10 protein-coding genes are annotated in these 13,929 nt (G+C 68.4%); 8 read left to right on the top strand and 2 right to left on the bottom strand.

The window, feature by feature from the left end:
- Positions 1 to 63: 63 nt before the first annotated feature.
- A complete protein-coding gene (locus tag ACZZZN_RS14210; protein WP_463505786.1) occupies positions 64 to 1,080 on the bottom strand; it encodes an ABC transporter ATP-binding protein in 1,017 nt (338 codons plus the stop codon).
- Positions 1,081 to 1,121: 41 nt separating this feature from the next.
- On the bottom strand, positions 1,122 to 2,216 hold the full coding sequence (locus ACZZZN_RS14205; protein ID WP_463505785.1) for an extracellular solute-binding protein: 1,095 nt from the start codon (positions 2,214 to 2,216) through the stop codon (positions 1,122 to 1,124).
- A 546-nt stretch (positions 2,217 to 2,762) separates the two neighbouring features.
- Here ACZZZN_RS14205 and ACZZZN_RS14200 point away from each other — a divergent pair.
- From ACZZZN_RS14200 to ACZZZN_RS14165, 8 genes are read left to right on the top strand one after another with little or no spacing between them, the layout of a single operon-like run.
- Positions 2,763 to 4,463: an ABC transporter substrate-binding protein gene (locus tag ACZZZN_RS14200; RefSeq protein ID WP_463505784.1), complete on the top strand. Its 1,701-nt coding sequence runs from the start codon at positions 2,763 to 2,765 to the stop codon at positions 4,461 to 4,463.
- A 2-nt stretch (positions 4,464 to 4,465) separates the two neighbouring features.
- Positions 4,466 to 5,440, top strand: a complete 975-nt coding sequence (locus ACZZZN_RS14195) for an ABC transporter permease (protein ID WP_463505783.1) — start codon at positions 4,466 to 4,468, stop codon at positions 5,438 to 5,440.
- A complete protein-coding gene (locus tag ACZZZN_RS14190) occupies positions 5,437 to 6,435 on the top strand; it encodes an ABC transporter permease (RefSeq protein WP_463505782.1) in 999 nt (332 codons plus the stop codon). The genes ACZZZN_RS14195 and ACZZZN_RS14190 overlap by 4 nt, the downstream gene beginning before the upstream one ends.
- A complete protein-coding gene (locus tag ACZZZN_RS14185) occupies positions 6,432 to 7,334 on the top strand; it encodes an ABC transporter ATP-binding protein (protein WP_463505781.1) in 903 nt (300 codons plus the stop codon). Before ACZZZN_RS14190 ends, ACZZZN_RS14185 begins: the two co-directional genes overlap by 4 nt.
- Positions 7,331 to 8,260, top strand: coding sequence for an ATP-binding cassette domain-containing protein (locus ACZZZN_RS14180; protein WP_463505780.1), 930 nt, complete (start codon positions 7,331 to 7,333; stop codon positions 8,258 to 8,260). The genes ACZZZN_RS14185 and ACZZZN_RS14180 overlap by 4 nt, the downstream gene beginning before the upstream one ends.
- Positions 8,257 to 9,561 (top strand): alpha/beta fold hydrolase, encoded by a 1,305-nt coding sequence (locus tag ACZZZN_RS14175; protein ID WP_463505779.1) that lies wholly within the window; start codon positions 8,257 to 8,259, stop codon positions 9,559 to 9,561. Before ACZZZN_RS14180 ends, ACZZZN_RS14175 begins: the two co-directional genes overlap by 4 nt.
- Positions 9,558 to 11,015, top strand: a complete 1,458-nt coding sequence (locus ACZZZN_RS14170; RefSeq protein WP_463505778.1) for an aminopeptidase P family protein — start codon at positions 9,558 to 9,560, stop codon at positions 11,013 to 11,015. Before ACZZZN_RS14175 ends, ACZZZN_RS14170 begins: the two co-directional genes overlap by 4 nt.
- Positions 10,985 to 13,915, top strand: coding sequence for a beta-L-arabinofuranosidase domain-containing protein (locus ACZZZN_RS14165; protein ID WP_463505777.1), 2,931 nt, complete (start codon positions 10,985 to 10,987; stop codon positions 13,913 to 13,915). Before ACZZZN_RS14170 ends, ACZZZN_RS14165 begins: the two co-directional genes overlap by 31 nt.
- Positions 13,916 to 13,929: the final 14 nt, after the last annotated feature.

Here is a 13,929-nt window from a genome sequence, read left to right as displayed (position 1 = left end):
ACGGCCGCTGACGGCGGGACCGCGGGGCTTGAGGGTTTCTGGGGCTTCTGCGCATCCGACATGTCACGCCGCCGGGTACTGCAGAATCCAGCGTGGGTCGACGTCGACGCGCACCGCATCGCCCGGATTCCACTGGCGGGCGCTCGCCGCGGCAGGCACGCTGACGCGCAGCGCAGCATCCTCGGCCTTCACCGTGTAGACGCTGTGGCTGCCGTGGTACGTGCGATCGACGATGGTGCCATCGAGCGAAGCGGATGCCGTGGAGCTGCCTCCCGCTTCGGCGAGGTGCAGCTTCTCGGGGCGCACGTAGCTCTCGGCCGTGGCATCGAGCCCTGCGCCCAGGCTCGTGATCTGCGAGGGGCTGAGGCGGTTGTTCTCGCCGATGAACCGGCAGACGAACGGCGTCGCGCTGCGGTCGTAGATCTCCTCGGGAGTGCCGACCTGCTGCAGGGTGCCGGCGTCGAGCACGGCGATGCGGTCGCTGAGAGTGAGTGCCTCTTCTTGATCGTGCGTGACGTAGACCGTGGTCACGCCGACCTCGTGTTGCAGGTCTTTCAGCTGCTCGCGCAGCTGCACGCGCAGCTTGGCGTCGAGGTTCGACAGGGGCTCGTCGAGCAGCAGGATGCTGGGGGTCAGGGCGAGTGCGCGCGCGATCGCCACGCGCTGCTGCTGCCCGCCCGAGAGCTCCGACACGTTCTTCTCGAGCTGCGAGAGCGCGAGCCCGGTGCGGTCGGCGATCTCGTCGACGCGGCGACGCTGCTCGGCTTTCGACGTCTTCTGAACAGAGAGGCCGAAAGCGATGTTCTCGCGCACGTTCATGCTCGGGAAGAGCGCGTAGTTCTGGAACACCATGCCCACGCCGCGCTTCTCGCTCGGCACGCGCGTCACGTCGCGGCCGTTGATGTGGATGCGCCCGCCGGTCGGCTCGACGAACCCGGCCAGGGCACGGAGGGCCGTGGTCTTGCCGCATCCGGACGGACCCAGGAGGGTGAAGAACTCACCCTCCTGGATCTCCAGATCGAGGTGCGAGACCGCGCGGTGATCGCCGAACGCGACCTCGACATCTTCGAAACGGATCATGCTGTCTTTCCGGCTGGTTGGTGGAGCGGGGTTCGGTTCGATCAGCCGATGTACTCGAGCGTGACCTTCTCGACCCAGGCGCCGAGGTTCTCGCTCACGAAGCCGAAGTCGATGTCCTGACGGTCGAGGGTGCCCATGAGCTCGACGACCTCGGGGTTGGCCTGCTCGACTGCGCCCTCGTTGACGGGCATCGCGTTGAACTCGGCCGCGAACTCGCCCTGCACCTCGGCGCTGCCGAACCAGTCGATGAACTCCTGTGCCTTGTCTTCATTGCCGGTGCCGTTGATCTGCGCGATCTGCTCGGTGACGTACGGCACTCCGTAGTCCGGAACGATCATGCCGGTCTTCGTGCCGTACTCCTCGTCGCGAGCCGCGATGCCGCTCGAGGGCAGCACGCCGTAGTCGACCTCGTCACGCGTGATGCGGGCGTAGAGGTCGGTGCCCTCGACCGCGGGCGAGCCGTTCTCGTAGTACGACTTCACCACGTCCCAGCCCTCGTCGCTGACACCCAGGTCGCCGTCTTCATCGAGGTGACGCGACAGGATGCTGGCGAGCACCAGCTGCGGCGTGGCCTGGCCGAGTGCGGGGTTGACCTCGTAGCGGCCCGCGTACTCCTCGGTCCAGAGGTCTTCCTCGTCGGAGGGAGCGTCCGTGATGGTGTTCTCGTCGTACACCGTGACGATCGCCTGCTCGACGAGCGGCCAGAATGCACCGTCGGCCGGGTCGCCCGCGTCGGCGGGAACCTCGCCGCTCCACTCGGGCTCGTAGGCGGTGATCGCCTCTTCGGCCTTGAGCTGCTCGAAGAACATGTTGTTCAGACCGAAGACCACATCGCCGACCGGGTTGTTCTTCTCCGCGATGATGCGGTTGGTGAGGTCGGCCCCGCCGAGGCCCACGATCTCGATGTCGATGCCGGCCTCGGAGGCCTGCTCGGTGATCCACTCGCCACGGCCGTCGCTGTTCGAGTTCGTGTAGACGATGAGGGTCGCATCCGACCCGCCCTCGCTGCTGCCGCCGCCGTCGGATTCGGTGCTTCCGCCCGCGCATCCGGTGAGGGTCACGGCCGCCACGGCCGCGATACCCAGGAGAGACCAGCGCTTCTTTCGGATGTCGACCATGGTCGCCTTTCTCGTCATCGAGGTGAGTCTGAGACTGACTTTACCTCGGTGTTGTGGTTTCCGTACAATGATCTGTCTAATTCTTAGCCGCGTTCGCGCGACCGCACCCAAGATAGGCGGCGGAGATGAACTGTGGGGGAGCGCGGGGTGAACACCGGGAGGGGCGTTTCGTCTCGCTCGGCTTCGCCGTGCTCGCTCAACGACCGGTAGAGGTGTCGGTCGTTGAGCGAAGGCGACGAAGTCGACTGAGACGAAACGTGGTGGGTCGATCTTGGGAGGGTGGCGCGTTTCGTCTCGCTCGGCTGCGCCGTGCTCGCTCAACGACCGCGGGGTCGGGGTGGCGCGGTTCGCTTCGCTCAACGACCGGGGATCAGAGTGTCGCTGATCAGAGGTTAAATCCGCAGTGGATCGCCGAGGCATCCCGCATGACGATCCTGTTACAAAACCGCCTCTCCGCACGATCCTCGACTAGAAAAGTCTCACCAGTACAGTTGTACATTGCACTGTCATGGGGTTCTATGGAAACCATTCGCAATGGCGCAATCGACAGAAAGGTCTGGTCTCGTGACCGCATCTCAGAGGCTCCCCGCATTCATCGCCGCGGCTGCCGCATCCGCTCTGCTCATTACCGGTTGTTCGGCCGGCGGGGGCGCACCCGACGCCTCCCAGCCAGGCACCGACGGCACGCCCCAGACCGGTGGCACGGTGCACATGCTGCAGAACGCCGACTTCTCGTACCTCGACCCGTCCCGCGGGTTCGACGGTGGAGTCAACGCGTTCTACCGCCTGATCTACCGCGGTCTCACCATGCAGGCCGCCGGTGACGCCGACGACCCGAACAAGATCGTCCCCGACCTGGCCGAGAAGCTCGGCGAGGCGTCGGAAGACGGCCTGACGTGGACCTACACGCTCAAGGACGACATCTTCTTTGACGACGGCACGCCCATCACCTCCGAGGCCATGAAGTTCGGCATCTCGCGCTCGTGGGACCCCCAGGTCGGCATCGGCTCGCCCTACCTGCGTCAGGTCATCGACGCCCCCGAGGACTACCAGGGCCCCTACGTCTCGGGTGACCTGCCCACGATCGAGACGCCCGACGACAAGACCATCGTCTTCCACCTGAAGAAGCCGTTCCCCGAGTTCGACAACGTGCTCGCGCAGCCCAACGCCGTGCCGTTCCCCGAGGGCACCGGCGCCGGCGACGAGTTCATCAAAGATGTGATCGCCTCGGGGCCGTACACGCTCGCCGAATACACCCCCGGCAGCTCGATCGTGCTCGAGCGCAACGAGTACTGGGACGACTCGACCGATGACGTGCGCAAGGCCTATCCCGACAACTGGGAGTTCGAGATCGGCATCGACCCCGCCACGATCGACGAGCGCATGATCGCCGGCCAGAGCGACGACCAGAACGCGATCTCGGGCACCGTCAGTGCGGCCACTCTTCCTCGCCTGCAGACCCCGCAGCTGAAGGACCGTGCGATCACCGCGGATGCCTTCTGCACGACGTACATGTCGATGAACACCACCAAGGCGCCGTTCGACGACGTGAACGTGCGCGACGCCGTCAACTGGGCCATCGACCGCTCTGCTCTCGTGAACGCGAGTGGCGGCACGCAGCTCGCCGACCCGGCGTACACGATCATCCCCCCGGTGGTCTCGAGCTTCAAGGACTTCAACCTGTGGGAGTCCGAGGGCGACAAGGGCGACACCGAGAAGGCGCAGGAGCTGCTCGACGCAGCCGGCCTCTCCGACGGATTCGAGTTCACCCTCGACATCCGTTCGCAGCCGCTCATGCAGGGGCAGGCCGAGGCGATTCAGCAGGCTCTCGAGCCGCTCGGCATCACGGTCAACCTCAACGTGATCGACACCTCGATCTACTACGAGACGATCGGCACCCCGGCGCAGCAGAACGATGCCGCGATCACCGGATGGTGCCCCGACTGGGCCTCGAGCGCCAGCACGATCATCCCGCCGCTGTTCGACGGCCGGAACATCTACGAGAAGGGCAACTCCAACCTCGCCCAGATCAACGACCCGGCCATCAACGACCGCATCGACGAGATCACCGCGATGACCGACGTCGACGAGGCGAAGACCGCGTGGGGCGACCTCGACGAGCAGATCATGGGTCTCTCGCCCATCGCTCCGCTCGTGTTCAGCAAGGCCATCTTCCTGCCGGGTGAGAACATCGCCGGCTACTACCCGAGCACCAGCCTGACGGACCTGACGATCATCGGTCTCAAGGACCCCTCGAAGGGCTGAGCATGACCTTCAGCTCGACATCGCTCGAGTCCGAAGCCACGCCGGCGGGTGACTCCAGTCTCGAAACGACACTGGAGTCACCCCCGGCCTCTGGCCGGCGGCTGCTTCGCGCGTTCCTGACCGACTGGGGAGCCATGCTCTCCAGCGCCTACATCCTGCTCATCATCCTGATGGCGATCTTCGCGCCGCTGCTGACGATGCTGAGCGGATGGGGTCCGTACCAGTTCGACCAGTCGGCCATCGACCCGAACCTCGGTGCCATCCCGATCGGACCCTTCGGCGGCATCAGCGCCGAGCACTGGTTCGGCGTCGAGCCCGGCAGCGGTCGCGACATCTTCGCCCGCATCGCCTACGGTGCCCGCGTCTCGATGACGGTCGCCCTCTCGGCGACGCTCCTCACCACGGTGATCGGCACCGTGATGGGCCTGCTCGCCGGCTACTTCGGCGGACTCATCGACCTCGTGATCTCCCGCGTCATGGAGTTCCTGATGGCGTTCCCCGCCCTCATCTTCATGATCGCGATCCTCTCGGCACTCCCCGCCGACAACCGCGTCTTCCTGCTCGTGGTCGTCATCTCGCTCTTCGGCTGGCCGTACCTCGCCCGCATCGTGCGCTCGCAGACCCTCTCGCTCAAGGAGCGCGAGTTCGTCGAGGCCGCGAAGGCATCCGGAGCGACCAGCGTGCGCATCATCTTCCGCGAGATCCTGCCCAACCTGCAGTCGACGATCATCGTCATGGCGACCCTCGCGGTGCCCGGCTACATCGGCACCGAAGCGGGGCTCTCGTTCCTCGGCGTCGGAGTGGTTCCGCCCACTCCGAGCTGGGGCCAGATGATCGCCGCCGCGACTCCCTGGTACGCCGTCGACCCGATGTACTTCGTGATCCCCGGCGCGTTCCTCTTCCTCCTGGTGCTGTCGTTCACGACCCTCGGCGACCGCATCCGCACCATCGCCACCAGTGGGGAGGCCCGCTCATGATCCGCATCGTCGGCTCACGCCTGCTCGGCATGCTCGTCGTGCTGTTCCTGGTCACGCTGTTCACCTACGCGATCTTCTTCCTGCTGTCGGCGGATCCTGCCGTGCAGATCTGCGGCAAGAACTGCACGCCAGAGCGCATCGAGCAGATCCGCCTGAACCTCGGCCTCGACCAGCCCTTCTGGACCCAGTTCTGGGGCTACGTCGGCGGACTGTTCACCGGCCGCACCTTCATGGTCGCCGGTGCCGCCGTCGAGTGCGCGGCTCCGTGCCTGGGCTACTCGTTCCAGACCAGCCAGCTGGTGGGCGACATGATCGTGCAGCGCCTGCCCATCACCGCGACCATCGCGATCGGCGCGGCCATCCTGTGGCTGCTCGGCGGTGTCGTGGCCGGTGTGCTCAGCGCTGTCAAGGAGGGCAAGTTCCTCGATCGGTTCTTCGCCGGTCTGACGCTCGGCTCGATGTCGATCCCGAACTACGTGCTCGCGCTCGCGCTGCAGTTCATCTTCGTGGTGGCGCTCGGCTGGCTGCCGTTCCCGCAGGCCGTGAAGTTCTCGGATGACCCGGTGCAGTGGTTCCTCAACTTCATCCTCCCGTGGATCGTCTTGGCGGTCGGCTACGCGGCGGTCTACACGCGCCTCACCCGCGCGAACGTGATCGACACCCTGCAGGAGAACTTCGTGCGCACCGCGCGGGCGAAGGGTCTGCAGCAGGGTCTCGTCTGGCGTCGGCACGCGCTGCGCCCGGCACTGACCCCGATCGTCACGATCTTCGGAATGGATGTCGCGGGACTGCTCGGCGGCGCCGTGATCACCGAGACCGTGTTCGGCCTCAACGGCGTCGGCAAGCTCACCGCCGACTCGATCACCGCCAACGACCAGCCCGTCATCATGGCCGTCACCCTGCTGTCGGCGTTCTTCGTGATCATCGGCAACATGGTCGTCGACCTGCTGTACACCGCGATCGATCCGCGAGTCAGAACGGGGGCCACCGCATGAGCGGCACCGAGAACACCGGCACCGAGAACAGCATCCGGAACGGGATGCCCGACGCGAGCCCGCTGCTGTCGGTGCGAGACCTCACCGTCTCGTTCCGCACCGCGCAGGGCCCCGTCAACGTCGTGAAGAACCTCGAGTTCGACGTGCCGCGGGGCGGCGCGCTCGGCATCGTCGGCGAATCGGGATCGGGCAAGTCGATGACGAGCCTCGCGATCATGGGCCTGCTGCCCAAGGGCGGCACGGCCACCGGGTCGGTGCGGTTCGACGGCTCGGAACTGATCGGCATGCCGGAGCGCGAGAAGCGGCGCATCCGCGGCGACCGCATCGCGATGATCTTCCAAGACCCGCTGTCGTCGCTGAACCCCTATTACAAGGTCGGCACGCAGATCGCCGAGGCGTATCTGTCGCACCGCAGCGGAGTCTCGCGCAAGCAGGCGCGCGCAGTCGCGATCGAGGCGATGGAGCGGGTGCACATCCGCGACGCCGCCCGCCGCGTCGACCACTACCCGCACCAGTTCTCGGGCGGCATGCGCCAGCGCATCATGATCGCCATGGCGCTGAGCATGGAGCCCGACCTGATCATCGCCGACGAGCCGACCACCGCGCTCGACGTGACGGTGCAGGCGCAGATCCTCGACCTGCTCGACGAGATCCGCGGCGAGACCGGCGCGGGACTCATCCTCATCACCCACGACCTCGCCGTCGTGAGCGAGGTCACCGACCAGATCGTCGTGATGCGCGCGGGTGAGACCATCGAACGCGGCGCGGTCGAGCAGGTCTTCAGCGATCCGCAGGCCGACTACACCCGGCGTCTGCTCGACGCGGTGCCGCGCATCGACGACGAGATCGGGGTGCTGCGCACCACCGAGATCACCGTGCAGGACGGGAGAAGCGCATGACGAACACCACGACACCCCTGTTCCGCGGCACCGACCTGGTGAAGGAGTTCGCCACCGGCTCTGCCGGGCCGCTCGGAAAGTCGAAGACCTTCCGCGCTGTCGACAACGTCTCTCTCGAGGTGCACCGCGGCGAGACGCTCGCCGTGGTCGGCGAGTCGGGCTCGGGCAAGTCGACCACCGCGCGACTCGTCGCCCGGTTGATGGATGCCACGAGCGGCACGCTCGAGTTCGAGGGCGCCGACGTGACCCGCGCGAAGGGCTCGGAGCTGCGGGAGTTCCGTGGGGCGGTGCAGGTGATCTTCCAAGATCCGTATTCGTCGCTGAACCCCAAGCACACCGTCGAGCGCCTGGTGACGGCACCGCTCGTGTATCAGGGGCGCAAGATTCCCGGCGGGGCCCGCGCCTTCACCCGCGAGCTCATGGAGCGCGTGGGCCTCAACCCGATGCACTCCGAGCGCTACGCCTCGCAGTTCTCGGGTGGACAGGCGCAGCGCATCGGCATCGCCCGTGCGCTGGCGGTGGGGCCCAAGCTCGTCATCTGCGACGAGGCCGTGTCGGCCCTCGACGTGTCGGTGCAGGCGCAGGTCATCAACCTGCTGCGCGATCTGCAGTCCGACGAGGGCTTCGGCTACCTCTTCATCGCCCACGACCTCGCCGTGGTGCGACAGATCGCGACCCGCGTGGCCGTGATGTCGCAGGGTGCGATCGTCGAGACGGGCATGCGCGACGAGATCTTCGAGCGACCGGAGCACGAGTACACGAAGACGCTGCTGCAGGCCGTGCCGCGCATCAACCCCGAGTGGGATGCTCGGCGCCGCAAGGCCGAGGCCGCGCGTGCGGGCAGTGCGGATGCCGTGCAGGATGCCGCTGCGGCCGCTGCGCCCGAGACGACGCCCGCCGCGTCGAGCACGGAGGAGACCCGATGACCCGCACGACGACCGCGACCCCGACCGCGCAGTACATGCTGCCCGGCATCCGCGTGCGTGAGTACCGCACGACGGCACCGCTCGACTGGAACGCCCCCGACGGCGAGACCATCGAGCTCTTCGTGCGCGAGCTGGTAGACCCGGCATCCGACACCGCCGAACGTCCGCTGCTGACCTACCTGCAGGGCGGACCCGGCGGTGCGAACCCGCGTCCGCTCGGACGTGACGGCTGGATCGACGAGGCGCTGCGCGACTACCGCGTCGTGCTCGTCGACCAGCGCGGCACGGGGCGGAGCACGCCGGTGGATGCCGCGATCGTCGCCGAGCGCGGCGATGCGGGCGGCGAGTACCTCGCGTGCTTCCGCGCCGACTCGATCGTGCGCGACCTCGAGCACGTGCGCACCTCTCTCTACGACGGGCGTCGCTGGGCGACCCTGGCGCAGAGCTTCGGCGGCTGGATCACGATGACCTACCTGTCGTTCGCCCCCGAGGGGCTGACGGCGAGCTACATCTGCGGCGGAGTGCCCGGCATGCCGCCGCGCGCGAGCGAGGTCTATCGCCGCACGTTCGACCGCGTCGAGGCCAAGACGGCCGAGTTCTACCGGCGCTTCCCCGACGACGAGGCCGCGGTCGCGCGCATCGCCGACCGGCTGGCTGCGGGCGATGTGCTCCTGCCCGACGGCGACCTGCTGACGGTCAAGCGCTGGCAGTCGCTGGGCATCGACTTCGGCATGAAGCCGGGCTTCGAGCGTCTGCACTGGCTCGTCGAGAAGGCGTTCGTGCGACCCGGCGAGCTGTCGACGGGCTTTCTTCAGGACGTCATGACGCTGTCGTCGAGCGCCGGCAACCCCCTGTTCTGGACCCTGCAGGAATCCATCTACGGCGACGAGCAGAGCGGCGCGACCGCGTGGGCGGCGCAGGCCGAGCGCGAGCGGCGCCCGCAGTTCGACGAGGCCCGCCGACCGCTGCTGTTCACCGGCGAGATGGCCTTCCCGTGGATGTTCGACGAGGTGCGACTGCTGCGCGGCTTCCGCACTGCCGTCGATCAGCTCGCCGCCAAGACCGACTGGTCGCCGCTCTACGACGCCGCGGCTCTGCAGAGCAACGAGGTGCCGGTGGCTGCGGTCGTCTACTTCGACGACATGTACGTCGACTCCGGTCTGCAATTGCAGACGCTCAAGGGCGTCGGCAACTCGCAGTACTGGGTGACCAACGAATACGAACACGACGGGATCGGATCGGGCCGCACGCTGACGCGCCTGCGAGAACTCGTCAGAGACCGCGGAGGAGAGCGCGCATGAGCGACACGACCACCGGAACACGCCCGCCGTATGCGGGCACCCGCTACCCGAGGCTGGCGCAGATCCCCGCCTTCCGTGAGTTCATCGCACAGGGGTGGGATGACGTGCCGACGCGTCCCGACCTGCCGGCCGGCACCGCGCAGGCCGCGGCCGCGCATCGAGAGCGACTGAGCGCGGCGATGCCGGGTACGACCCTGGTGCTGAGCTCGGGCATCGCCCCGGTGCGCAACGACGACTCGTCGTACGGCTTCCGCGCCGACAGCAGCTTCGTCTGGGCGACCGGATGCCAGACCGAAGACGCGACCCTCGTGATGTGGGCGCGCCCCGGCGGCCACGACGCCGTGCTCTACATGCCCGCGCCGTTCCGCCCCGGCGACGACGGCTTCTTCAGCAACGCGCTGCACGGCGAGCTCTGGGTCGGCCCCTCGGCCGGACTTGCCGAATGGGCCGACGAGCTGCAGGTGACGGTCGAGCCCCTCGAGGCATTGCCCGCCCGCGCCGCCGACCTGCGCGGTGCGCTCGCCGCCCGCTCGGCCGCGACGCTGGCGGCCGAACACGGCCTCGAGGTCTCGGCCGATCTCGAGCGCACCCTCTCGCGCCTGCGCATGATCAAGGACGAGTGGGAGATCGGCCAGCTGCGCCTGGCGATCGACGCGACCGTCGCGGGCTTCGCCGCCGTGGCCGCCGAGATCCCGCGCGCGATCTCTGACGGCCTGGGTGAGCGCTGGCTGCAGGGCACGTTCGACCGGCACGCGCGCACGCACGGCAACGGCCCCGGATACTCGACGATCGTCGGCTCGGGCTCGCACGCGCCGATCCTGCACTGGGTGCGCTGCGACGGTCCGATCCACCCCGACCAGGCGCTGCTGCTCGACATGGGTGTCGAGGCCCGCTCGCTCTACACCGCCGACGTCACGCGCACGGTGCCCGCCGAGGGCACGTTCAGCGCCGCGCAGCGCGAGGTGCACGACCTGGTCGAGAAGGCGCACCGCGCGGGTCTCGCGCAGATCCGCCCCGGCACGCCCTACCTCGACTTCCACTTCGCCTCGATGCAGGTCGTCGCCCAGGGCCTGCACGACTGGGGTCTGCTGCCCGTTTCGGTCGACGAGGCGCTGTCGCCCGAGGGGCAGCAGCATCGCCGCTACCTGGCGTGCGGCATCGGCCACCACCTCGGCCTCGACGTGCACGACTGCAGTCAGGCGCACTACGAGGACTACATGGGTGCCGATCTCGAGCCGGGCGTCGTGATGACGGTCGAGCCCGGACTCTACTTCCACGCCCACGACCTCACGCTGCCGCCCGAGCTGCGTGGCATCGGCGTGCGGCTCGAAGACGACATCCTCGTCACGCCGACCGGATCCGACGTGCTCTCCGACGGCCTACCCATCGACGCCACCGGCATCGAGGAGTGGACCAAGCGGCAGTGGGCGACGACCCCGGGCGAGGCGCGATGAACCGGGGCAACGCGATGGCCTGGGGTGCGGCGGCCGACCGCGTCGAGGGGGCGGCGACGGCATCCGGCATCCTCTCGTCTGCAGTGCTGCGCCCCTTCCCACTCGATCGCGTGCGCATCGATGACGACAGCGTCTTCGCGCGGGCGAAGAACCAGATGCTGCACCTGGCGCGCGTGTATCCGGTCGATCGGCTGCTGGCCGTCTTCCGCGCCAACGCCGGGCTCGACACCCGTGGCGCGCTGGCGCCCGGCAACTGGGAGGATTTCGGGCACCCGCGCGAGCAGGCCTGGGGCGAGCACGACTATCCCGGGCGTGAGAGTGCGCAGACGGCGAACCTGCTGCGCGGGCACTACGCCGGCCACTTCCTGTCGATGCTGTCGCTCGCCTACGCGGGGGAACGCGATGAGACGCTGCGCGCCAAGGTCGACGAGTTCGTCGCAGGACTCGGCGAGGTGCAGCGTGCGCTCGCCGCGACCGGGCGCTACTCGCACCCCGGTTTTCTCGCCGCCTACGGTGAATGGCAGTTCTCGCGTCTCGAGGACTACGCCCCCTACGGCGAGATCTGGGCGCCGTATTACACGACGCACAAGATCATGGCCGGGCTGCTCGACGCCTACGAGCTGACCGGCAACATCGAGGCGCGCGAGATCGCCGTATCGATGGGCCACTGGGTGGCGCACCGACTGACGCGGCTCGATCACGAACGCATCCAGCGCATGTGGTCGCTGTACATCGCCGGCGAGTACGGCGGCATGAACGAGACGATGGCGCGTCTGAGCGTCGTGGCCGACGAGCCGCTCTTCCTCGAGGTCGCGCGGCTCTTCGACCAGGACGACCTGCTCACAGCCGGCGCCGAGCGTCGTGACGTGCTCACCGACATGCACGCGAACCAGCACCTGCCGCAGCTGATCGGATACCTGCACGAATACGACCTCACCGGCGACCGCCGCTACCTCGATGCGGTGCTGGGCCTCTGGGATCAGATCGTGCCCGGTCGCACCTTCGCGCACGGCGGCACCGGCGAGAGCGAGCTGTGGGGGCCGCCGAACACGGTCGCGGGCGACATCGGTCACCGCAACGCCGAGACCTGCGCCACCTACAACCTGCTCAAGATCGCGCGGCACCTCTTCGCCCTCACCCGCGAGGCGCGGTTCATGGCCTACTACGAGCGCGGGGTGCTGAATCACATCCTCGCCTCGCGGCGCGACGTCGACTCCGACACGAGTCCCGAGGTCGCCTACATGTTCCCGGTGAACCCGGGCACGGTCGCCGAATTCGACAACATCGGCACCTGCTGCGGCGGCACCGGACTCGAGAACCACGTCAAGTACCAGGACACGATCTTCTTCACGTCTGCGGATGCCGATGCGGATGCCGAGCTGTGGGTCTCGTTCTTCGTGCCCGCGACGCTCGACTGGCGCGAGCAGCACGCGACGGTGCGGATGCAGACCACGCAGCCCCTCGGCGGGGTGACCGAGCTGCGCATCGACGGCGACGGCGACTTCGTCGACGGCTCCCCGCTGACGCTCCGCATCCGTGTTCCCGAGTGGACCGTCGGCACGCCGAGCCTGAGGGTCGGCGACGAGACGATCTCCGCCGCGCTCGACGACGGCTACCTGGTGGTGCGCCGGCCGTGGTCGTCAGGCGACGTGCTGCGCATCGAGACGCGCGCCGCACTGCGGGCCGTGTCGACGCCCGACGACCCGACCCTGCAGTCGATCGAGTTCGGACCCTCGGTGCTGGTCGCGCGATCGGCGGCGACGACCGCTCTCGACCTTCCCCTCGCCCAGCGGCGCCGACTCGACGGCTCGGTGCGCGCCGATGTCGCTCTCGTACCGTCCGGCATCGAGTCGGCGGATGCGGTCGAGGCCGCGCTGCGCGCCGACGGCGCCGTGCACATCGACGGCGTGCGGTTCGAGCCGATCTGGACGGGCAGTGACGAGCGGTACCACATGTACGTGCGCGCGGCAGGAGCCCGCATCGGGTTCGTCGGCGCCGAGACCGACGTGCCGGTGCGCGTGCGGCACGACGGAACCTCGCTGCTCGACGACGTGTGGCGCGAGCCCCTGCCCCAGACGCGCGCCGAGTTCCTCGACCGGGTCGCCGCGACCGCCACCACGGCTCGCCGCGATGGGCTGCTCTCGCAGGGCGAGCTCGTCGAAGTGCTCCGCGCCGCCGTCACGGCCGACGTCGACGGCCTCGGGGTGCGTCCCGGTGGCGCCGTGCGCGAGAGTGGCGCGGAGGCAGGCGCGGCGACCTCGACCGACACCGCGACCTCGACCGACACCGTGACCTGGCGTGAGAGCACAGGCGCCGACGGCATCCGCGTCGTCGACTGGCTCGTGCCGCGCGCGCTCGCCGCGGCGGCGATCGCGCCGGCCGTCGCGATCACGACCGGAGTGCTGCCCGCACCCTCGGGCTGGTTCACCGAGATCCCGATGATCACCGTGGCCGCCGACGATCTCGCCGGGGCCGCCGGTGCCTCCGGTCTGCACGTCGAGGTGTCGCTGGGCGAGGGGGACTGGATGCCGTACACGGCGCCGTTCCCGCTGCCCGGCGACGGCGAGCACCGGGTGCGCGCGCGAGCGACGGATGACTCGGGGGCGATGGGCCATGCATCGCGCGAGGTGGCCGTCGACACGGGTGCGCCGGTGTCGCAGGCGACCGTGCGCCGACTCGGATCGAGCGTCGAGATCACGCTGACGGCGACCGACGAGGTGTCGGGGGTCGAGCGCATCCAGTGGGAGGGGCCCGGCACGTTCTGGGCGACGTTCCAGGAGGCATTCGTGCGCGCGCTCAGCGACGAGGAGCAGATCGTCGAGTTCGCGGCGACCGATCGAGCGGGCAACGAAGAGGCTCGTCAGCGGCTGATTCTGCCGGCTCGGGGAGACGCCTCATGATGAATCGACGCGGG

The sequence above is a fragment of the Microbacterium sp. AC145 genome, from assembly GCF_979258505.1.
Note: the sequence above shows the minus strand (reverse complement) of the source record. Positions and strands in the feature narration are given on the sequence as shown.

Excerpts from the sequence above, each read along its gene's own strand:
- ACZZZN_RS14170 (WP_463505778.1), top strand. The coding sequence starts at position 9,558 with ATGAGCGACACGACCACCGGAACACGCCCGCCGTATGCGGGCACCCGC.
- ACZZZN_RS14205 (WP_463505785.1), bottom strand. The coding sequence starts at position 2,216 with ATGACGAGAAAGGCGACCATGGTCGACATCCGAAAGAAGCGCTGGTCT.
- ACZZZN_RS14190 (WP_463505782.1), top strand. The coding sequence starts at position 5,437 with ATGATCCGCATCGTCGGCTCACGCCTGCTCGGCATGCTCGTCGTGCTG.
- ACZZZN_RS14185 (WP_463505781.1), top strand. The coding sequence starts at position 6,432 with ATGAGCGGCACCGAGAACACCGGCACCGAGAACAGCATCCGGAACGGG.
- ACZZZN_RS14180 (WP_463505780.1), top strand. The coding sequence starts at position 7,331 with ATGACGAACACCACGACACCCCTGTTCCGCGGCACCGACCTGGTGAAG.
- ACZZZN_RS14195 (WP_463505783.1), top strand. The coding sequence starts at position 4,466 with ATGACCTTCAGCTCGACATCGCTCGAGTCCGAAGCCACGCCGGCGGGT.
- ACZZZN_RS14175 (WP_463505779.1), top strand. The coding sequence starts at position 8,257 with ATGACCCGCACGACGACCGCGACCCCGACCGCGCAGTACATGCTGCCC.
- ACZZZN_RS14210 (WP_463505786.1), bottom strand. The coding sequence starts at position 1,080 with ATGATCCGTTTCGAAGATGTCGAGGTCGCGTTCGGCGATCACCGCGCG.